The 20,863-nt window shown below is 45.6% G+C and carries 20 protein-coding genes and 3 pseudogenes; 16 read left to right on the plus strand and 7 right to left on the minus strand.

Going from position 1 to position 20,863, the window contains the following annotated elements; translation table 11 throughout:
• Positions 1 to 187 precede the first annotated feature (187 nt).
• Both QUA78_RS15515 and QUA78_RS15520 read right to left on the minus strand, forming a co-directional pair.
• Positions 188 to 758, minus strand: a pseudogene (locus tag QUA78_RS15515) (transposase); the annotation flags it as partial.
• A gap of 106 nt (positions 759 to 864) precedes the next feature.
• Positions 865 to 1,815: a tyrosine-type recombinase/integrase gene (locus QUA78_RS15520; protein WP_333300289.1), complete on the minus strand. Its 951-nt coding sequence runs from the start codon at positions 1,813 to 1,815 to the stop codon at positions 865 to 867.
• Positions 1,816 to 1,926: 111 nt separating this feature from the next.
• On the opposite strand from QUA78_RS15520, the gene QUA78_RS15525 reads away from it, so the two are divergent.
• The 4 genes from QUA78_RS15525 to QUA78_RS15540 all read left to right on the plus strand — a co-directional run bounded on the left by QUA78_RS15525 (position 1,927) and on the right by QUA78_RS15540 (position 4,389).
• Positions 1,927 to 2,100 carry a hypothetical protein gene (locus QUA78_RS15525; RefSeq protein ID WP_333300291.1) on the plus strand — a complete coding sequence of 58 codons (174 nt, stop codon included), beginning with the start codon at positions 1,927 to 1,929 and terminating at the stop codon, positions 2,098 to 2,100.
• Between the two features lie 51 nt (positions 2,101 to 2,151).
• The gene (locus QUA78_RS15530; RefSeq protein ID WP_333300293.1) at positions 2,152 to 2,568 is read left to right on the plus strand and encodes a XisH family protein; all 417 of its coding nucleotides are present in this window, start codon (positions 2,152 to 2,154) and stop codon (positions 2,566 to 2,568) included.
• Positions 2,556 to 2,885, plus strand: a complete 330-nt coding sequence (locus tag QUA78_RS15535) for a XisI protein (RefSeq protein WP_106332496.1) — start codon at positions 2,556 to 2,558, stop codon at positions 2,883 to 2,885. The genes QUA78_RS15530 and QUA78_RS15535 overlap by 13 nt, the downstream gene beginning before the upstream one ends.
• Positions 2,886 to 3,897: 1,012 nt before the next feature.
• Positions 3,898 to 4,389, plus strand: a complete 492-nt coding sequence (locus tag QUA78_RS15540) for a transposase (protein ID WP_333300320.1) — start codon at positions 3,898 to 3,900, stop codon at positions 4,387 to 4,389.
• Between the two features lie 63 nt (positions 4,390 to 4,452).
• On the opposite strand, the gene QUA78_RS15545 is transcribed toward QUA78_RS15540, so the two are convergent.
• Entirely contained in the window at positions 4,453 to 4,695 is a 243-nt protein-coding gene (locus QUA78_RS15545; protein WP_333300295.1) for a hypothetical protein, read from the minus strand.
• A gap of 192 nt (positions 4,696 to 4,887) precedes the next feature.
• On the opposite strand from QUA78_RS15545, the gene QUA78_RS15550 reads away from it, so the two are divergent.
• The 9 genes from QUA78_RS15550 to QUA78_RS15590 all read left to right on the plus strand — a co-directional run bounded on the left by QUA78_RS15550 (position 4,888) and on the right by QUA78_RS15590 (position 14,687).
• On the plus strand, positions 4,888 to 5,172 hold the full coding sequence (locus tag QUA78_RS15550) for a hypothetical protein (RefSeq protein WP_333300297.1): 285 nt from the start codon (positions 4,888 to 4,890) through the stop codon (positions 5,170 to 5,172).
• Positions 5,173 to 5,490: 318 nt separating this feature from the next.
• The gene (locus QUA78_RS15555) at positions 5,491 to 5,721 is read left to right on the plus strand and encodes a hypothetical protein (RefSeq protein ID WP_333300299.1); all 231 of its coding nucleotides are present in this window, start codon (positions 5,491 to 5,493) and stop codon (positions 5,719 to 5,721) included.
• 31 nt (positions 5,722 to 5,752) lie between these two features.
• Positions 5,753 to 6,256, plus strand: a complete 504-nt coding sequence (locus tag QUA78_RS15560) for a hypothetical protein (RefSeq protein WP_333300300.1) — start codon at positions 5,753 to 5,755, stop codon at positions 6,254 to 6,256.
• A gap of 285 nt (positions 6,257 to 6,541) precedes the next feature.
• A complete protein-coding gene (locus tag QUA78_RS15565; protein WP_333398892.1) occupies positions 6,542 to 9,937 on the plus strand; it encodes a DUF3854 domain-containing protein in 3,396 nt (1,131 codons plus the stop codon).
• Positions 9,938 to 10,047: 110 nt separating this feature from the next.
• Positions 10,048 to 10,281: a hypothetical protein gene (locus tag QUA78_RS15570; RefSeq protein ID WP_333300304.1), complete on the plus strand. Its 234-nt coding sequence runs from the start codon at positions 10,048 to 10,050 to the stop codon at positions 10,279 to 10,281.
• Positions 10,282 to 10,989: 708 nt separating this feature from the next.
• On the plus strand, positions 10,990 to 11,115 hold the full coding sequence (locus QUA78_RS15575) for a hypothetical protein (protein ID WP_333398893.1): 126 nt from the start codon (positions 10,990 to 10,992) through the stop codon (positions 11,113 to 11,115).
• A gap of 1,493 nt (positions 11,116 to 12,608) precedes the next feature.
• Complete coding sequence (locus QUA78_RS15580) at positions 12,609 to 13,118, plus strand: hypothetical protein (RefSeq protein ID WP_332950409.1); 510 nt, start codon at positions 12,609 to 12,611, stop codon at positions 13,116 to 13,118.
• Positions 13,115 to 13,801, plus strand: coding sequence for a hypothetical protein (locus QUA78_RS15585; protein WP_333300308.1), 687 nt, complete (start codon positions 13,115 to 13,117; stop codon positions 13,799 to 13,801). The genes QUA78_RS15580 and QUA78_RS15585 overlap by 4 nt, the downstream gene beginning before the upstream one ends.
• A gap of 544 nt (positions 13,802 to 14,345) precedes the next feature.
• Entirely contained in the window at positions 14,346 to 14,687 is a 342-nt protein-coding gene (locus QUA78_RS15590) for a hypothetical protein (protein ID WP_333300309.1), read from the plus strand.
• Positions 14,688 to 14,832: 145 nt separating this feature from the next.
• Here QUA78_RS15590 and QUA78_RS15595 read toward each other — a convergent pair.
• From QUA78_RS15595 to QUA78_RS15605, 3 genes and pseudogenes are all read right to left on the minus strand, one after another.
• Positions 14,833 to 15,600: pseudogene (locus QUA78_RS15595) on the minus strand (IS1 family transposase).
• A 485-nt stretch (positions 15,601 to 16,085) separates the two neighbouring features.
• The gene (locus QUA78_RS15600; protein WP_333300311.1) at positions 16,086 to 16,397 is read right to left on the minus strand and encodes a hypothetical protein; all 312 of its coding nucleotides are present in this window, start codon (positions 16,395 to 16,397) and stop codon (positions 16,086 to 16,088) included.
• A 392-nt stretch (positions 16,398 to 16,789) separates the two neighbouring features.
• Positions 16,790 to 17,089 (minus strand): hypothetical protein, encoded by a 300-nt coding sequence (locus QUA78_RS15605; RefSeq protein WP_333300312.1) that lies wholly within the window; start codon positions 17,087 to 17,089, stop codon positions 16,790 to 16,792.
• Between the two features lie 392 nt (positions 17,090 to 17,481).
• On the opposite strand from QUA78_RS15605, the gene QUA78_RS15610 reads away from it, so the two are divergent.
• The 3 genes from QUA78_RS15610 (at position 17,482) to QUA78_RS15620 (ending at position 20,058) form a co-directional block, all read left to right on the plus strand.
• The gene (locus QUA78_RS15610) at positions 17,482 to 17,694 is read left to right on the plus strand and encodes a hypothetical protein (protein WP_333300314.1); all 213 of its coding nucleotides are present in this window, start codon (positions 17,482 to 17,484) and stop codon (positions 17,692 to 17,694) included.
• Between the two features lie 68 nt (positions 17,695 to 17,762).
• Entirely contained in the window at positions 17,763 to 17,993 is a 231-nt protein-coding gene (locus tag QUA78_RS15615; RefSeq protein ID WP_333398894.1) for a hypothetical protein, read from the plus strand.
• A 202-nt stretch (positions 17,994 to 18,195) separates the two neighbouring features.
• Positions 18,196 to 20,058: a tyrosine-type recombinase/integrase gene (locus tag QUA78_RS15620; protein WP_333300317.1), complete on the plus strand. Its 1,863-nt coding sequence runs from the start codon at positions 18,196 to 18,198 to the stop codon at positions 20,056 to 20,058.
• Positions 20,059 to 20,647: 589 nt separating this feature from the next.
• Here QUA78_RS15620 and QUA78_RS15625 read toward each other — a convergent pair.
• Positions 20,648 to 20,863: pseudogene (locus QUA78_RS15625) on the minus strand (photosystem II q(b) protein); the annotation flags it as partial.

Raw genomic sequence — 20,863 nt, forward strand, 5'->3', positions numbered from 1 at the left:
ACGGTTCAGTTAAGAGCTATGCAGTGCTTAAAACAATAAATACAGGAGTATTCATTATGATTCCAGTACCTCTGTGTTTAACTTGTTTAGACCGAAATTTTGATCCAGGCTTTTTCACGACTCTTGGGTTGTTTCTCGCTCACTCTTTCCGGTATATTTTGATCGAGAATCTCCCAAGTCAACCAACTCAAAAAAAGGGAAGTTCTTGTGGTTGTAACCCTTGAAATTTTGGGAGCGCGCGACGAACAACTCGTAAGGTTCCAGTAAAAGAAAGACGCAAGGGTGAAATGCTTGCGTTGCTGGCCGCTTGAAAAATCAATGACCTTACAGTCCAATGTCCTAGTAGTAAACCATAAATTTCTTGCACAACTTCTTTTGGTCTTTGAGAACGAATATGAGTTTTTCGTCCTAATAAATGTACTTTGAGTTCATCAATCGTATTCTCGACTTCCCAACGTTGATGATATTCACAGGCAAGTAACTGGGCAGTAAACTTTTCAGCGTCCAACAAGCCGGTAATTAAACGATATCTAATTTGTGCTTCTGGGCGGTCGTAATTCTCAATTGTGTACTCAATTACTCTTACCTGTATGGCCTTAAATCCTTTTTTCCTTAATTTGCCGGATGGGTAAATCTTTCCTCACATACGAACCATCATCTAATTGTATTTCGTTTAAGAATTTAACGTTGCATGAAATTCGCCCCAAATACTCACAACCTTTACTGAATGTGGCTTCTACCATCGCGTAAGAATGTAACTACAAATGTAACCAGTTGTCACTAACTGTCTGAGCAGTTAGGCTAACCGTCCCATAAGCCTTTCAACTTATTTTAAGTTAAACGAGTCGCACCTCCACCCTCAAATTAAAACCCTAAGTGCTGCACAGCCCGTCGCTTCGTTTCTTCGCCCCGGCGATCGTACTTAGCTGTCGTTACCGGCGACGCGTGCCCTGCCAACTTCTGCACTGTCACGATATCGACTCCAGCATCGAGGAGGTCTGAGCAAAACGTGCGACGGAAATCGTGAGGCGAGAAAGAATCCACTCCAGCGAGGAAAGCCCGTCGCTGCAAAATCTTCAAAACACCATCGTCCGTCATCCGCCGAAATTGAATTTCTCCTCCCTTACGGATGGGAAAAAGCAACGGGCCCGGTTCCTCTCCTCTCAAATTGAGCCACTTTTCTACCAAAGCGATCGCCGGCCCTGGGAGATAAACTGTTCGGTATTTCTTGCCCTTACCCTCTCTAATTTCCAACCCTCCCGTAGATAGGTTGAAATCTGCCAAATCTAGGTTGACTGCTTCAGCCCGACGGATGCCACCCCCACGCAAAATAGCAATAAGCGCTGTATCCCTGACATCAACGGAACTATTACCTGAACAGCTTTTCATCAGTGCTGCAATTTCATGCGGTGACACGGATCGCCCCCTGGGCTTTCCCGATTGTTTGATACTCTTGACATCCACAGCTTTACTGTAATCTTGAGAGTCTATTAAATCTAACCGCAGAGCCTCCTTCAACACTCGCCTCAAGGCGCACAGCATTTGATTAACCGATGCCGGCGCGTACTTTTTCTCCAGTGCCGAGCGCAGCGCTGCCGTGTGCCTGTAGCGCAATGCTGCCCAATTCAAAGTCATCGCGCCGCACTCCCCATTAGTGAGCAGCTTCGCCATAATGTCGAGCCCTGCCACCATCGTTGCCTTCGAGCGATCGCTTCCCAAACTGTCGAGGTACACCGCTGCTGGGTGCTTCGCCAGTGGCACCGGTGACAGTAACTTCAAGGTTTCCGGCTGTTGCTCTTCAATTCTGTTGAGCATTTACTCTTTATAACTTTACTTATAAATACTAAATTTTACGCCTTTAACGGTTCACGCGATCGATCGATTTGGTTCTTCCCTCGTGAACCCTCACCGTCCGGGGACGAGCCCGTGTGTTCGCTCCTGTTCTACGAAGAAGAACACCTTTATGCAGCTTTAGCCTGTTTTTTTGGGCTACTTGCTGTGGAATCGCCTGATATTGCTTTATCGCTGGTGGGTGGGAGAGTTATGCTCCGTGGGGGGAATTTTTGGGGAGTGCGATCGCGAATGGCTGTAATGATATGATGGCGGAATGGCAATCAATACTGCTCGGTTAAGCATTTTCGTGGCTATGATATGTCAGCTAAAGATATTTTTCACAATGCTGTTCGTTCAGCTTTAGAAAAAGAGGGATGGATCATCACTCACGATCCTCTTTTTATCAAGGTAGAGGAACTTGATTTTTTTATCGACTTAGCAGGGGAGAAAATTTTAGCAGCAGAGAAAGATGGCTTCAAAATAGCTGTAGAGATTAAATCTTTTATCGGTGCATCTGATTTAGCCAGCTTTTATATAGCTTTGGGTCAATTTCTCAGCTATCGTTCTGCCCTGAGAAAAAAGCAACCAAACAGAAGTTTGTATTTAGCAATAAACCAAGATGTGTATAATGATTTTTTTTGCAATCGTTTTATTCAAGAATTAATCGCTGAGCATCAGCTCAAATTACTCATTTTTGATGCTATTCAAGAGGGGATACTTTTATGGAAAGAGTAAACTACAGAGAATTAATCCAAACAATACTGTCTCAACACTCAAGGAATGACTTGGATACTGAAACAGAAGTTCAATTACTTTTTGATACCGAACGGGAACATTATCATGTGGTTCATTTGGGCTGGGACGAGCAAAAACGGGTTTACGGCTGTGTGATTCACGTTGATATAAAAGATGGTAAATTTTGGATTCAGAGGGATAGAACGGAAGCAGGAATAGCGAATGAGTTAGTAGCCGCCGGAGTTCCCAAGGAAGATATTGTTTTAGCTTTTAAAGCCCCTTACGTGCGTCAATTTACTGAGTTTGCAGTGGGGTAATTGGATACGGAGGATTTACATTTTCATCAAAAATAAAGTATTTAGTTTGGTCACGCGCTCGGAACTTACGCTCATAAACCGGGTTGAGCTGAAAATTCTGTGTTTGGAGATGTCGAGGAATAGCACTGGGGAAGAAATTCATAATCCGGGTTAGCTACCTCCTTTATCATCGGCAGAAAGATACTCACTTTCTGCTCGCGCAGAAGAATCTACGCGATTGTTATTTTTCCCTCAGCAGGATTGTCAGTTTCCCGCTATCTTGGCAACAAGCCAAGACTTCCAGCTCATAAAATATGCAAAAAAATCATAATTTCAGTTAAGAGAGTGAAAATAACGATCGCATGGTTACGGGCGAGATTGAAGGACGGGAAAATGCCCCTACATTATTCGGATGCCGGAAAGAGCGATCGCTCTTTCTGGAGCTTCCCCGGCAAACCTGCGGACTAGAGCCCAGCGAAAGCTCTGTGCGAAGCCGAGGGTTGCTTCATGTTAGCGTGAGGATACAGCACTTTGCGTAACAATTAGGTACAATAGGAGAGGTAGTAAAAAAGAGAAAAATGAAACCCTACTCCCTAGATATGCGTCAAAAGATCGTTGACACTTACGAAGCAGGTAACACATCTATTCGGAAAGTAGCAGAAAGATTTCAAGGAGCGTAAAAGTACGGTACAAGCACTACTAAAGCGAAAAAAAGAGACAGGAAAATTACTCCCTAGTCAGGCAAAGGGTGGTAAACCGAGCCTACTGTTTGGTCACGAACAACAGATTGAAGAGATGGTAGCTCAGTATCCAGATTACACACGCTTCAGAATACTGTGAGTATTGGCACGAAAAAACAGGAGTATGGTTGAGCGAGAGTGCCATGTGCCGATTCCTCAAAAAGCAGGAACTCACTTTAAAAAAAACACTACGGAGCAGTCAAGCCCACAAATAAATTAATCAAAAGAAGCGCATAGAATATTGGGAAAAAATTCGAGATGTCGAACCAGAAAATCTGATTTTTTTGGACGAAATGAGCGTATTGCTTGGGATAATGAGGCCCAGAGCTCGAAGTAAAAAGGGAGAAAGAAGCTACGATATTAAGCCATTTTATAGAGGAAGTAGGGTGACAGTAGTTGGTGCAATAAGCAATAAGAAGGTAATCGCCATGAAGACAATGGAAAAATCTATGAATGGAGAGGAGTTCAAGAAATTTGTGCAAGAACAACTGGTTCCCAAATTATGGAAAGGAGCGGTATTAGTCATGGATAATTTGAAGGTACATAAGGTAGAGGGGGTAGAAGAAATGATCGAAGCAGTAGGAGCAAGTGTGGTGTATTTATCACCGTACTCACCGGAATTTAACCCGATCGAACATTTATGGTGGGAATTAAAGGCATGGCTCAGAAAATTTGTACCTCGAAGTGTACAGATTGTGGAAAAACTCTTGGAATTGGGAGTGAAGTTATGTTCAAGTAAGCAAATCGAAAATTATTTTGCTCACTGCTGTTACTGTACCTCTTAGTCACGCAAAGTGCTGTATTAATTGAAAGGTTCTTGCTATGAAGCAATACAAAAACTTTTCCCATCACTGGACACGACGGCAACTGCTCGAATTTGGGCGTTGCATTTCAGGGGGCGACAAGCGCCCCTGAAGGGTGTCCCTTTGGCGCAGTGAATAAACGGCCGCTTCCATCAAAACCGAGAGTTCTGGGTCTGCCATCGTTTCCACGGATGCCAACAGCGAAGGATACAAAGAAGCGCTCGTCACCCCTGGCGTTGCAGCAGCAGCGGACACCTCAACCGTTAGCGGTATCGGTATTTGTGTCATGATTGAAAAACCTCATTAATGTGAGTGCCACACCCCGCCCCAGAAGATTTCCAGTCAGAGGGAGCGGGGTTTGATTTTGGTGTTAAACTATGCCTGTGTATGCACAAATATGCTTATGTATGCACAGGCATGGCACTTTTATTTGGGTATTGTCAAGCCCTATGATGAAAATTGTTGTGCATACACAGACAAATGACCAGAAAACCCGCAGAACGCAGCGCTTGGGGCGAAAACAAAGAGCGCTACAGCATTTTTGTAACTCCCACCGCGATGAAGGCGATCGACACCAGGGCCCAGGTGCTTGACATCTCGCGCTCTGAATTCTTGGAACAGTTCGCCCGTCAGATGGTGGGGATGACCGATACTGAAATAGCAAAGGAGGATAGGGAGGAATTGACCAAAAGTGTTGGAGCAAAGTATCGCATTAGCCCGCGAAGAACTTGCTGGCAGGGGTTTGTTTCTCAAGCGCAAGGCTAAGGGCGATCGAATCCAATTGCTAAAAAATCAAATTATGGAATGGGAAACACTACTTGAAAAACTAGGCTGAACTGCGGGTATACACCAAAATTTTTTTATCTCGCGTTTGGTGTATACCCAAAACAGCAACGCCAAGTGTGCTGGATTGAAAGTTCAAAATGTCTCAGATTTTTTGCCAAAAGCTTTTGTGGACTGCATTTAGGTAGAACCAGAGCTAAGAACGGCATTTCAATTTTTTTGAGTTCCACGACCCCCCAAACCCTTACTATAAAAAGCTGGAGGCGTTTTAAAATACATCCATTTAAAGGAGTGACTGCAATGATTAGATGGCCGTTTAGCAAAAGTGAGGATGACGATTCGGAGCAGGAAAACAGACATTCGGCGTCATCTGAAGAAGATTGCAAGGAGATGGAAAAAAAGTATGGGTGGGAACTCAAAAGAGTCGAACAAAACGAGGGCGATTCAGACCTATCGGTCGATTGCGTGTTTAAGGGCAAGCAGACCAGCTTCTGGGATATGTGGGGCGACCATCAAGACGACCCGGACTAGATGAAGCATAACTATAAAAGCATTTGATGTGATGACACAAACTGAAGAACTCGAACTTTACGACCCATTGGCAAGCAAGTCTACGCTGAGCCTTTACCTAGTCAAAGAGCAAGAAAAATGGATTCCTATCGAGAGCAAAGAGCTTGTGATTGGGAAACAGTTGACTCGACTGTTACAGCTTTCTCACGATTCGCGTCCTCTACTGAAGCGCAAGGTCAAAGTTGGAGAACGGCTAACTTACCACGTTAAAAAAGAGGGTAGCCCTTGGAAAGCTTACCTTGTCACTCCCTCGGACTGGGTAGTGGTCAGAGTGTTTCGGTACGAAGCTGACCTATCAGAGGTTGAAGGGGATATGCCAGAGTTTCGGGACGTACAGATTGCTTACTGCGAGCGCCAGCCTTTGATGCCAGAAGAAGCTGAGGCAATGACTTATGAGATTGTCAACAAGGTTTCCGTTGATTCATGCGGTGGCGACAGGGAAGCTTATCAGAAATTCCTTGCCAGCGAGCAATCTAAGCCATACGTTCGAGTTTAAAATTGGAGGATCTATCAACTCATGGAATTACAGAGGCCCTTGGCAACAACCGAAGAGCCTCGCAGCCCAAGACCAGACCAAAAAAAAGAGTCCGCTATCTATAGAAGAGACGGCGAACAACTAAATAAAAAACTTTAGATTCATCATAGTTCATTTCTGCCATTACCGCATCATTTGCACCTTTGCACATTAACGGTAGTTAAAGCAGAGCCGTCTCTTCTACATTTAGCGGGTTTTTGTAAAAAAAACCAGTTAGCACCGCTATGAGTAGCGAGAGAGGCATCTATGAACGTTGTTGCAAATCAATTTTTATCAACTACCACTTATCTTTGCCCCAAACACAAGAGCCACATTGAGAGCCGGGGGCTGTTGAATAATTGGAGTTACGCCAACTGCCGAACCGTATCTGCGGATGAGGCATCAGTTTACTTGGGCTACGCGGCGAAGTCTGGCGGTATCCTGTTTGTGGGAAAAACCACACAATTTCAATTCAGACCGGACAAGCCTTGGAAATCAGAAAGCTGCAAGAAAGCGCCCAAATATCGCACACCAGTGGGAGAGTACGACGCATTCTTGCCCCAGCATCCCACCGACAAAAACTACTGGGAACCAGAAAATCTCAAGCAGCACTGCTACCGCATCAACGACCATCCGTGCATTGTCCTCACTGAAGGCCCGTTCAAAGGAATCGCCGGGTGCGCTAACGACATCCCAACTATTGCACTGCTGGGCGTTTCAATGGGTCTAACCTCTAAAAAAGGAGACATTCAAGGCAAGCGCTACTTGGTCGAAACTTTAGAAAAGTACGCCCGTGCCGGCTTCGGTTTTATCTTTGGCTTCGATGCCGATGCCGCCACCAACCCAAACGTCACCTGGGAACAGCGGAAACTCGGTCTTGTGTTGCTCAAGTTCGACGTTCCGGTCTACAGTGCAACTGGAGGTTGGGATGCGGGCACCGAAGGCGAAACCAAAGGCATGGACGATTTGATTCAACGAAAGAGCATTGAAGCTTTTAGAAAAGTGCTGGCCACGTCCGTTACTTTTAAGGACTGGGAATCAAAAACCTTTGGAGGCGACGGCGGCAGTGGTGGAACTAGAGACAGATACTTAGTCCCCAAGTCCACAACGTTTGAGGCACACTGCCTCAAGAATTTATTCGGAGATGATTGGATAGTTGTCAATGATGCTTTCTACCAATGGAACGGGCGCTATTGGCAGTTCCAAGATGAAGCGGACGTGAACAAACTCATCGGCGACTTTACGGAGAATTGCTACGAAACAGCAGAAGTCGGCAAAAAGTTTAAGTTCGGCACTAACAAATTCTTAGATTCGGCTTTTAAATATTGCCGGAAGGTGCTGCACCAGAAGGTTGACACTTCTCGCAACCACCTCAAATCATTCTCCAACGGCACTGTGGATTTGAGAACTGGCGAACTGTTCCCACACGACAAGGAACATTACCTGCTTTCTTGTTCGCCCTGCGATTATGTGCCGGGGTCAGAATGTCCAGCCGAATTTAAGCAATTCATACTTTCTGCCTACGGTGTCGAACAGATAGAAGTCATCAGGGCCGTAACTTCGATGTACTTAGACCCAACCGCACCTTACGGGAAATTTGCTTACTTGATTGGGGATAGCGGTAGCGGGAAAGGCGTGATGCTGCGGACTTGGGCAAACTTACTTGGCGAAGAAAACAGCGTCAGTTCCAATAGCTTGACCGAACTGACAAAACCTGAAGGTCGGCATCAATTATTAACTGGTAAATCCTTATTTTACATCCCCGATGCTGGCGGCTTTCTTAGCGGGCTCAAAGCTTTTTACGAATTGGTGGACAATGGCGGCATTTCGGGACGCGCTCTATTTTCTGCATCGGCTTACCAAAAAAAATGGAACGTGCGATTTGCGATCGCCTCCGTCGAACACATCCAAACGGAGAACAGTGGCGATGGTTGGGACAGGCGCTGCATTCCGTTGCAAACCCGCGCCCGAACGGCAAGCATCGAAGATCCGGAGCTAGGCCGCAAACTATCGGCAGAGCTGGGTTCGATCGCTGGTTGGGCGCTATCAATGGACAAGACAGAACGCAATCGCATTTTGCTCGTACCGTCAACCAACCCGTCAATTGTCGCGTTGAAACAAGACGGCGCAATTCTAGGGGATAGCGTCCGTTCGTTTGTTGATCGCTGTTTGAGATCGGGTGGCGATAGTTACGTCGGTAGTGATCTGCACAGTTGGTATGTGGCGTACTGCAAAGCCCACAATCTCTCGCCAAGCGGTTACAACAAGTTCGTTCACCACTTGCAGCGAGTATTGTCAAATCACTGGCGAGCTTCCGAGGTTGTGCGAGAAGGCGACAAAATCAAGCGCATTCCGGCTCAGTGGCGGGGACTTCAGATTTTACCGTGCTTCGTTGATGTAGCAGTCGCGGAGGATGAAGATGGCAGCAACCGCCCGCACATCCCGAACTGGGCTTGCATCAAAACTGTTTGCTGTGATGGCGGACTGCAAGAATTAACTCAAACCCGCACGGTTACAGGCACTTCAAAGATTGCAGAAATTCCAGCACATTCTCAAATAGCTCAAAGCCTTGCGGTTACAGACGTTACAAGCAATTCTGAAATTGTTACAACATCTAAAAACCCTACAACCCGCATCGTTACAGACGTTACAGCGTTACAGGGTAAAAGTAGCCAGTATGAAAAGACCTCATCATACGAGATCACAGATGATCTTAATAACACGGCTGAAGGTGAATCCTTAACTGATGTAACTCCTGTAACCACAACTGTTACACCCACTTTTGAGTCCTCAGCACAATCCTGTAACAGCTCAAAAACTTGTAACAACCCTCAGCTATCCGAGCCAGGGACGATCGCCCCGGAGGAATCCAAACCAATAGAGCCAACCGAACCAACAGAGCCGCCGAGCGTCCCGATGGTGAATTGGAATGTCGGCGAGCGAGTAAAAGTTTCGACCCAGTATCCCGGAGCTCAAGAATATATAGACGAGCGGGCCACCGTAGTTAAGGTGTGGAGCGATGGGCTATGCCGGATTGAGCTTGACCGCGAGATTTCAGTCATTGGAGGTAAACCTACCAAACAATTCAACCTTAACGGGCGTTACTTAGTTTCAGAATTTGCGGCCGACTCAAATCTCAACGAAGAGGAACTAGAACTCGTTAACCTGATGCGGTTCGCGGTTACACAATCAGACCCCCTAGTTACCGATGCCGTGAAAAAAGGTCTCACGGAAACTTGCGACAAAGGTTTCGCTAACCGAAAAAAAGTTTGGGGAGCGTTGACGGCGAGTGAGCGAACTGTATTTAAAGCGCTACTAGCTGAGTTAGAAGCTCAGCCTCAGCCGAAACAGTTACCTCACACCCCCGCCCCTGGAGAGTCCGAGCCAAAAACTCTATCTGCCCCAATCGAACTCTCGAAGCGGGAGTGGGAACAGCCGACAACCCAAGGAGTGACCCAAGGAGTGACCCAAGGAGAGCCAATACTGAGGCCGGCGCTAGAACAGTCATCTGTGCCGATTGCCCCGTCGGAGTCAGAGCCAGAACAGGAGTTGCCAATCTTCACAGCAGATACTGAAGCGCATCAGCTTGATTTGCTGCCAGATTTCAAGCCGCTTTCAGACTCCGACAGGAGATTTTCGCCCGAATCTGAAGATTGGGCTTAATCCAAGAACACACTGGGAGCCTTGTCCAGTCTAGGCTTTCGTCTCTCTATATCGATCTTGGCTCTTAGTCAGCTTCACTCCAAGTAAGTGAGTTATTCCCATGAAAACATTTGTCGAATTCCAGCAGACTTATCTGTTCGCGACTCGCACCGTCGATCGAAGCCGCCATCAATCGCATCATGAACAACCGCGAACATCAAATATCGCAGGCGAAATTCGCAATCGCCACCGCAAACCGAAAACTTGAAAATTTAGAATCTTCGCGGATAGTGTTCCAAAGAAGAGCTGAGTACGAACAGGAACCGCCCGATGTGGGGGAGTTGCGGGAGGAATTGACCGCCTAAATCAGCGACTGGTGGCCGCCTATCAACTTCCTGAAATTACACCCTCTAAACGCGAGAAGCGGCTGCTGCGAGCGAGCAAGTCAAAGAATTCGTTGAAGGCGTGATTCTGAGTCTCAGTACCGAATCAATAATCAGGTGGAATCCACCTGGGGGGGTGTTGACGGGGTGACAAGCAGATTGAAAGCAAAGGTGCGTCAAGGTTTTGAGTTGAGTGACCAAGCGAAAAGATACGCTTGCTGTAATTCAATCCAGATGCAGCAACTTGACTATTAATTCAATCCAGATGCAGCAACTTGACTATTAATTCAATTTAGATGCAGCAACTTGACTATTAATTCAATTTAGATGCAGCAACTTGACTATTTAATCAATTCACTTGTTGTTAAAAAGGCTAAAAAATAGCTAATTGTTGTGGAGCGTTAAAATCAGGCATTTGCAGTATAAAATCAGGCGGAAAGCAGTATAAAATCAGTGAGATTACAGGCATTTGCAGGGACTACACTCTACCTGTATTTACCTGAAAATATCCTGCTTTCCGCCTGAATTTTTAGGTCAAATTACTGCCTTTTTGTGCTGTTCGTGCCATAACCTGTTGGGACTGGTTATGGCTGTTCTCGATCGGTAGCAAGCAATGTTTTTGCGATCACAAACCTGACTTTTACGTGCAAAAACAAAAACGATGCACCCTCATGAATGCGGTAATCCTAAGTGCAAGGCGATCGCGCTCTTGCTGGCTATCGGACGAACGATTCCCTCGCCATCATCGACATCAGCAGGCTGCTTCGCTTGCAAACAGGAGGGCAAGGCGCGATCGCGTCAGGCATCCGCCGCTAATGCCGAACTGCACCAACTGGCTTGCGTCGTGCCCTGCGACGCTCCATCGTAAAGGCGGCTGCCCTGTATACTCGCTCTTTGAGTCGATATTGAAGCCAAGAGCGAGCGTACAGCGGGCGTCAAAATCCAAACAGCGAGCGAGTCAAACTTTCTCTTCAAGGCTTCACAGAGTGAGCGTGAGCTAACTTCAATTTCTAACTGTTCTCATTGCAGTCTTGCAAAAACCCTAAATTGGTAAAAAGTGCTCAAATTCGACTTTTGTACGTCTATTTGACATGGCTTGCTATGCGACTAGCGTACTAATTCGGAGGATTCAAGAGGTGTCGGAGTACAAAAAATCAATTAAAAAGCAGCGAAACTTAATTTAACTTAATTAAATTTTGTGAAGTTTGGAGGAAATATTAGGAAATATTAGGGACAAGTAGGAGATATTAGGAAAAAAAAGGAAATAAGAGGAAATATAAGGGTTAAAATATAAAGATTTTTATTGCCTTCAGTAACAATTGTGGTGTTATTTTTTCTTACAAAAAGTTGCACTCTCTGTGTGGAGAATGCAAATCGCGCTTATTGCTGGCAGGCATTACTTCTTAGAAGAACCTGACCTTTGTAGTAGTCGTAACATCACTGGCATTAGTACCTGAATCAGCGAGGCAACAGAGCAGATGAAGATAGCGAACACTCTGCATGAGCATTCTGGCAGCCCGAAAAAAATACTCTTCCACTTCACTTCTCTTATACAAAAGTGCGTTAGCACTGCATTCAATCAAACTCGGCTCCCTGTACTGCAACTCTTGCTAAAAAAATGCTACCGCTATTGTTCCGATACATTAATATGCAATAGCTAAATGGCTATAACAAGGCGGCAATTTTTTAGGCAGCCTTAACAGCCTATTCAATTAGTTCGACTTGCTCAATTGTGAAAGTACAGCTTGCTATAAATGCTACCACTTTTGAGCCTCTGCTACATTTGCTTACAATATTTATTGTAGAGTTTGCTGTTAATTTGTTAAATAAATCTTAAGCGTACCGGGACAGGCAAACACCTCAAAATTAACTTTTTGGGGTCGCTCGATGATGAGTTTTTCTGAGTTATTGCTGTGGTTTTTGAGTTTTTATGAGTAAAATTGTGTAAGCTCAGCTTGAATTGTTAACCCAATTTTGGGCGGTATTAGCAACAAAAAACTCAAAATTATGCAAATTTATGCAAGCTGGGAAGAACTGGAAAAAAGCAGAGAAGGATGGTAGCAAGCAATGTTGGGAGATATATTTATATCGGTAAAGGAAAGTTGCGGCTAAGTTTTCTGAAACTTATAATGCTCACGCTCCTACCTACAACGGCTTCTCTTCGGCCGGGGCGAGCGCTGTATTCGCTACATAGCGATTGCCCTTCAACGAGCGCCGAGCAGTAAATTAAAGTCGCCACACCTTAATTATTCGCTATTCGCGAATGTAGAATAAAGGAAACAAGGAAACAATGCACGAGCTCATCCGCTATGCTAAAACCCCAAGATATCCTTGCAATACTCAAAGTCCACAGTTGGGATTCAACGAACTGGACGTACAGTTCTCTCGCTCAAAGCTTGGGCATGAGCGCATCAGAAGTTCATGCTGCCCTTGAGCGTTCTGAAGCTGCCGGTCTGTATTATGGCTCCGAGCGGAAAATTTTGAAGCAAGCGGTGTTGGAATTCCTGGTTCACGGGCTGCGCTATGTATTCTACGCCCAACCAGGCCCCCTCTCACGGGGATTGCCAACTGCACATTCTGCTGAGCCATTGAAAAGCAAGCTGGTTGCCTCACCATCTGAGGTTTACGTCTGGCCTGACCCTCAAGGTGCCGTGAGAGGGCAGGCAATCGCGCCTCTGTACCGCTCAGTCCCCCAAGCTGCCAGTAACGATCCAAAACTTTATGCCTTGCTCAGCTTGATTGACGCTATTCGAGTTGGTCGGGTGCGGGAGCAACGTTTAGCCGCTAGCGAACTTGAAAAGAGGATCGTCGCTCTATGAACCCGCAGATATTCATGCTGGAAACAGTCGCCCGGATACTCTCTCAAGTACGCACTACCATCGTCTTCACAGGAGGAGCAACGATATTCCTGTATCTGGACGAAGTGGCTGCTCCTGACATTCGACCTACCGATGATGTTGATTGTGTTGTCGAAATCATGTCCAGAGCTGAATATTACAACTTCTCGAACTTGTTGCGAACCCTTGGGCTTCAAGAGACTACAGAATCAGGCGCACCCCTATGTCGCTGGCAGTACGAGGGCATTTCAATTGATGTGATGCCATGCGACTCCTCTGTATTAGGGTTTTCCAATCGCTGGTACAGGCCGGGCATTGCTAACTCTATTCGCTACCAACTTCCAAGTGGTAGGCAAATCCTAATTTTTTCAACGCCTTACCTTCTAGCTTCCAAAATAGAAGCTTTCATTGGTAGAGGTGGGGGTAACTTTTATTTTAGTTCTGATATTGAAGACATCGTGGCATTGCTTGACGGGCGTTTTAGTTTGTTAGAGGAAGTGCAACAAGCTGACGAAGAAGTGAAAGCATTTTTATCAGGATGGTTTCGAGCCGAGCTGGAAAATCTGTGTTCCATCGCGCCTGCTTTCCTCTCGTCCGCTGCTAAAAATTCAGGTCGCACTCGCTTGCTCTTGCAAAGAATTGAAAGGCTGGCGATGGTAGTTTAGTAGTTGACTGCTAGCAATAGACGGCAGCGGACACTCGATCGAGGTAAGCCTTACACTCGCGAACAGCTCGGCGGGCGAGCGCAAAAACCAGATAGTCCAGCCTCAACTTTATGGCTGGCATAGTGGGTACTACGCTACAAAATCGCTTCTCAAATTTTAGCTACCTGCCAATTTCCTCACACTTGCTCAACTTGCTTCTTAATTCAATTCCGATGCCGCCCGTTGACTATTAAATCAATTCATATTTTGTTAAAAACGCTCTTAATCGCGCTTTGGTTGTGGAGCGTTAAAATCAGGCAAGTGCCGTATAAAGTCAGGCAAGTGCCGTATAAAGTCAGTGAGATTACAGGCATTTGCAGGGGCTGCACTCTACCTGTATTTACCCGAACATATCCTGCAAATGCCTGCAATTTTATGCCAAATTACTGCTTTTTTGTGTCGAGCGTACATTTGCCTGTTGAGGCAGGTTATGGCTGTTTAGTTTTGGTAGCAAGCAATGGTTTTGTCCGTACAAACCTGACTTTTACGCGCAGAAATTAAAACAATGCACCCTTATGAATGGGGAATCTTACTTATCAAGGCGCTTGATTTTTACCCGATATTCGACTGTGCCGATTGCTCACATTGCTCCTGTTGTTGTGGCGACTTTTGTGGAGGCGATCGACGCCGACAACTGTCACAACAGCCGATGTGGTGGCGGTTGTCGGCGCGGCAGAATTTGCCCGGTTCAAGCGGAGTGCCGATCGTTGCCCCGTTTTTTTATTTCTTCGTGCTGACACGGAATGAACCAGGCGATCGGCTTGATGCGGTAACTCGATCGCCCGCCAGCAGACTTATCTGTTCGCGACTCGCACCGTCGATCGAAGCCGTCACCAAAAAAAATTAGCTAATTTTTGTGTGTCCTAAAGCATTTGTGACAAGTTAAGAAAAAGTGCAAATTGTCAAGGGGGTAGACCCAAAAAGGTAAAATAGGATGAAACCTTTACCTGGCAAGCAGTTGAGCCATAATTGAACCAGTTATGGTAGTGCTTTTATGTAAAGGATGGATAAAATTCAGGCAGTCGAGCCTTCAGCATTGCTAATCTGATTTGGTGATTATAGTCATGAATGAAGTTCCAAATAGCACTCTTGTGATTCTCCAACTTCTTAGAAAACGATAACGTTTTCCTGACCAATCGCGAAACTCGCTGCCTGAGCGTATTATTCAATCGTTCAATGTAGCTGGTTAATCCACTTTCTTTGCCGACAGGCTTATGCCGTTTACGGGCGTAAAACCGCAGCATAGGCTTCCCAATGGTCAGTATAAATCTTGGCACATTGGCGATAGACACTCGGTAGGGAATCCCATAATGCTTGAGCCGACTTCAAGGAACGGTCTCCAATATGACATCCAATCACTTCCCGAGTCTTGGCGTCAATCGCTAACCAGACCCATTGTTTATTCCCTTTGTCGTCTACAAAAGACCAAAGTTCATCCATTTGGACGGTATGTTTTCCGACTTGTTTCGGGATGACTGTGGCCTTTTGTTCTACGGCAGCGTACAGGTGGTTCACATAATTTTGGAGCCAGCTCTCAGAAACATCCATGACTCGGGCAATACCAGCGAGGGAAATCCGCTCCAGAAGAAGCAATTCAATTTTTACGCCCGGTGTCCGTGTCCTTGGCTTGCCAAGTTCGGGTTTTCGACAAACTGGCGGCCACAGTCGCGACATTTGTGATTTTGTTTGCCCCGACGAGTCATGCCATTTTTCATCACATCGTCAGAACCACAAGTGGGACAAATCAAATAGGGTTTCATGATGAGACTCCTCAAAATACCGGACCTAGAGTTATTATCCTCCATCCTTTACATAAAAGCACTACCTCATATTTTAATTGGGTCAACAGGTAAAATATGAGTAAAATTACTCATTGACAATAGTGCTTTTAGCTTAACTTGTGAGTAATGGTCCTAAAGTCAGGCATTTGCAGTACAAAGTCAGGCATTTGCAGTACAAAATCAGTGAGATTACAAGCATTTACAGGGACTGCACTCTACCTGTATTTACCCGAAAATATCCTGCAAATGCCTGAATTTTTCGGTCAAATTGCTGCTTTTTTGTGTCGAGCGTACATTTGCCTGTTGAGGCTGGTTAGGGCTGTTTAGTTTTGGTAGCAAGCAATGTTTTTGTCCGTACAAACCGGACTTTTACGTGCAGATAAAAAATAATGCACCCTTATGAATGGGGCATTCTAGGTGTCAAGGGGCTTAATTTTTACCCGATATTCGACTGTGCCGGCTGCTCACATTGCTCTTGCTGTTGTGGCGGTTTTTGTGGCAGCACAGGCATCAATTGCCGCAACTTTCCCATCGCACTTGGGTAGCGAGCGAGCGACTTGAGGGACAGCTCGATCGCCCATGACGGAGCTCATAGAATCAAACTGGCTATCGGCTACCCATCTCGCCGTAGCTTCAGCTATTGAAGAGGATTTTGCGGAGGCAACCGACGCGGGTCTTTCTTGCATCCACCGATGTTTTGGCGATCGTCGGCGGATGGTGGAATTTGCCCAGTTCAAACAGCTTGTGAGTTCTCCGGCAACAACCGGAAAAGGCATAAAAGCTAACAATTTCTAACAAAAGCTAATAAAGCTGATCGCCCATAGCTTCTGTCAGTGGTTGCCTCTTCCGTTTCAGAATTGAAGAGATAACCAGGGGCGAACACATAATTTTGCATAAATTCGCATAAATCAGCATATTGCTGTTCGATTTTTCGGTCTAGTCACGGAGAAATTGGGGGCGATCAGCTTGTTGGGTAGCCGGATCGCTCCTGGTTGATTCCTCGGTAAATCGATAGTGAATAAGGAAGCCACTATTTCTATAAAGGGAGAGGCGGAGATACAAGCCATTGACCTCAAATTGGCTTGCTAACTGATTTAGCTTAAATCCTTGCTAAGCGGAGCTTTCAGCCCTGTTCGCAATTTCTGCACAATTGCTACTCAAACCTCTCTCACTGTTCAGCTTCAGGTTTAGGTTCCTTCGGTTTTTTCTCAAAGACTTGGATATTTGGCTCTGATAGCACAAAACCGTTAGAGGTTGACTCACCCATCTTGCCACCAATAGCAGCCACCCACATGGGATAGTTGGCAGCAGCATCCTCAAGCTTCTTCCATATTTTTGGCTTAACAGTAACGGACACTACCCGACCGTCGCAGTCAAGCTCAAAGGTTTTCCAGTTGTCTTTGTTAGTCTCTACGTTATTCGGGAGTTCGTTAATTTTGATGATGAGTTCAAGCTTGCCAATTGTCATAGGTAGTTTCGTTGGTTTAATGCGTTGCTTTTTTGGTACGAGAGTCAGCTTTGTATATTTTCCAGCCTAGGAATGGAAATCGCTACAGCTTCATCGGGCTAATGTTGATTTAGTAAGTTATAATAGCTCGTATGTCGCTAATTTTTTATAAATTCCAGTGCTTGCTGCTTGACAAACAGCATCCCACTATCCGAACTCAGCACTCATAACTTTCTTTAAAATTTCGACAATAACCTTGGCTGGCGAGCGTTGGCTTCTTCAACGCTTTACAGCCAATAACTGAACAAAATACCAATCCTGACAGGAGTTCCCGCGAACTCCTTTTTTTGTGTTTATTTTTACGTCGAATTCAATTGAAAGTTTGTTCACCTAATCAAAAAGGAGTTTTTGACATGGCTAAGCCAAAACACAAAAGTCTACGAAATGTCCCCGAAATGTACGACGAAATCAAAAAAAGTTATGGCCTAAGCCTCACACCAAGGGCTATCCACCTACTGGATGTTCATGCACAAAAAAATGGCCTTTCTCGCTCAGAAGTTGTTGAGCAATTTGCTAGAACACTGGAGCATTTACCAGCTCATTCACCAACCAAAACTAACCCTTAGTCTGAAACCCAAATTTTTTGAAAATCCAGCCCTTTTTTAGCCTCACTGATTGCACTATGATTTTTTTTATGACCAGAACCACACAACTGTATTTTGGCTATCAAGTACAAAAGCCAAAAGAGGCTACCTTACAAAGATCAGCTACTACACAAGAGCTAACTTTGGCTAGTTTTAGTCAGCCGATTGGTTGGAGTGTGGTGTCGAGCTTCTACCTTGCTAAGCATAGCAAGGTGTTAGCTTTTATGCCTTACCTAAGCTTTTTTGAGGTTATAAGTAACCAAAAAAATATTTATAAATAAAGCTGGATTTTAAGAAAAAAACGCTTGCCATATAAGGTTTACAGCCGACCGTCGCCGAGAATAAAAACTACAGTAAACTTGTGACTGTAGTTTTTACTATTATTTGAATGAGAGCAAATTTCTGAAAAGCTCTTTTCAAAGCTTCGTAGCACTTCCACAAGACCTAAACTTGTCCCGTCTTCCTCTACCACCATTTATAACAATGAAAAATAACCTCTCTTTGACCGATATTCTCGGTCTTTATGCTACTCACATTCAGAGCAAGCATTCGCAAAAAAAAGCGCAAGAAATTATCGCTCAAACTGAAACTGCGATTAACCGTTACACTTTGCCAGGATGGGGCTTGGAGCCTTTCAAAGGTCGCAAGCCCACGCGAGTTGAAATAGACATGGCAACGACCTTTAAAAAAGGTATAAACGTTGAGCAATTTACAACTGCCTTAGAAGCTCAAGAAAAAGCCTTTGAACTGCTGCAACCCTCGGATAGTAGTAAGGAGGTTTATCGCTGCCGGCTTAATGAACTTGTTTCTTGGTCTAGCCAGCAAGGCTGGTGGCCGGGAAATACCTTACCTGAGAAATCTGTTGATTGCTGCGGAGGTCGCCGCCGTAGGGGCTACGGAATTATGGCGAAAACGCTACTGACAAATCGCTCTGCTTTGCCGCCTTACGGCTTGCAACCAGACCAAGTGTCAGAGAAGTTAAAAGCTGAAACTGAACATTTTTACAAGTTTCGTACCTCCGCCCACTGGCCGGGTAGGTTAGAAGACCCGGTGAAAACGAAAGCCTGCCGCAACCAAATTGGTTTGCTCCTTCACTTGCTCGGCTGGTTCCATCACTACCGAGGAGTGCCGTTGGAAGAGCTGTCTTTGAATACTTTAATTCCGCCGGTTGAACTCAAGTATGCGGTTTCTAAGGAAGCTGCAGCCGCAATGGCTGCTAAGGTAGGGGATTATGTGGATTGTTGGGTCTGCGAATTCTGCAACTTTTTGATTGAGGAACGAAATGCTAGAAGCCCCCACACTCGCAAGAATTACCTCTGTGCGCTGCTGGCGGTGGCGAAGTTTCAATACCACAAAGAAATCACTTCTAGCGATTACAGCGAAGTTCCGGCGGTGAAAGTTTTGCGCGGACGGCTGTCACTGGCAACTAAGGAGTTGAAAAACCACGTTCCAGTGGCGGATGTGGATAAGAAGTGGCTGGATTTGCCGCAAGTTTGGGAACTAATTGTCGAACCGCTGCGCTTGGAGTGCCAACCGAAGTTGGCGTGCGGCTCTGGGAGGTCTCTGAAGGCGACTGCTTACAGCTTCCAGCGCTACGTGCTCTGGGGGTGTTTGACCTATAGCCCTCCCCGGCGACAGCAGGAGTTAAGGGATCTGAAAATGGCTCTTGAGTGTCCTGTGAAGCGGCCTGTAGATGTGCCTCCAGACGGTTTGTACCAGCCTCTGCCTACGGGTCGCAACCGCGACCGGAATTGCGGTTATCTGTATAGGACGCCGGATGGCCGCTGGTTCAAGGATGTAACGCTAGAGTCTTACAAAACGGGTGAGACTTACGGACACCAAGATTTGGAGATTCCCAACGTGCAGTTCCCTGACGGGCGATGTTTCTATGACTATTTGGAAGCATGGCTTTATGGCTATTATAAAATGCCGGATGGGAGTTGGCGCTCCTGTGGGGGAACTTTTAACCCAGGTGAGCCTTCTGTTGGGCGTTTGTGGCCGGGTCGCTTGCAGTTCGACCCGGTTGGTGAATTCGTTTTTGTGCGGCACAATGGGGAGCCTTTTTGTGAGGATAATATGTCTAGCTTCATCAGCACGGCTGCTCATGGTCTAACGGGGAAGCGGTTGACTCCTCACTTGCTGCGGGACATCTTTGCGACTCATTTTTTGGATAACGGAGCGTCTGACTCGGACATTGCTTCTCTGGCTTATGGCATGGGTCATAGCCCGCAGATTCTTCGGGCGATTTACGACCGCCGCCGCCCTGTGCAGAAGCACCGACCGATTCAGTTAGCGGTTATGGAGTTAGTCCAAAGGTCTTTGCATCCCGACTCAACTTCTGACTAGCGAACCGTAATTTGCTTTCCCCTGCATAACCGTGCAGGGGTTTTTTTTACGGTTTTTCTGACTTTAATTACAAAAGTAATTTCAAATTTTTCGCTAAAAATTGGGAGGAAAAAAGGAGGGTAAGCTAATCAGCATTTAAATTCTATCGATAGAAATAATCAAACCATGAGTGGGCTGTTGCTCTGATCTACGCCCGAAATATGCAATTTAAATGCTCAATATCTTAGCGGAACTTAGACAAATTTGGGCTTAAATCGACCTATATTTCTTTCTGGGAAGGGGTTTGAGCTTTAAGGGGGTATATGAGGCTCAAACCCAGTCGTAGCAAGAAAAAACAAATAGACCTCAAATTCCCTTGGAGAATGGGTTTGAGCCTGTTTTTACGCTAAATTCTGTCTAAGTCCCGTTACAAAAGTAATTTCAAATTTTTAGCTAAAAATTGGGAGGAAAAAAGGGCACGTGAGTTCGACGGGCGCTCGTGGATGAAACGATAGCACGTTAACAAAGAAAAAAGCATACAAAATATTTTTTCCCAAACAAAAAGCGCCCCTATTACTAGGAGCGCTTTTTGTCAATCAAAAGCTAAAACTTAGCCGTTGATAGAAGGAGCAACCATTGCTACGGGAGTTGTCTCACCAGCAGCCAAGTCAAGCGGGAAGTTGTGAGCGTTGCGCTCGTGCATTACTTCCATACCCAAGTTAGCGCGGTTGATCACATCAGCCCAAGTATTGATGACACGACCTTGAGAGTCGATAATCGATTGGTTGAAGTTGAAACCGTTCAAGTTGAAAGCCATCGTGGAGAT

Origin of the sequence: Microcoleus sp. K4-B3, from assembly GCF_036704615.1 — a bacterium.
GTDB lineage: Bacteria > Cyanobacteriota > Cyanobacteriia > Cyanobacteriales > Microcoleaceae > Microcoleus.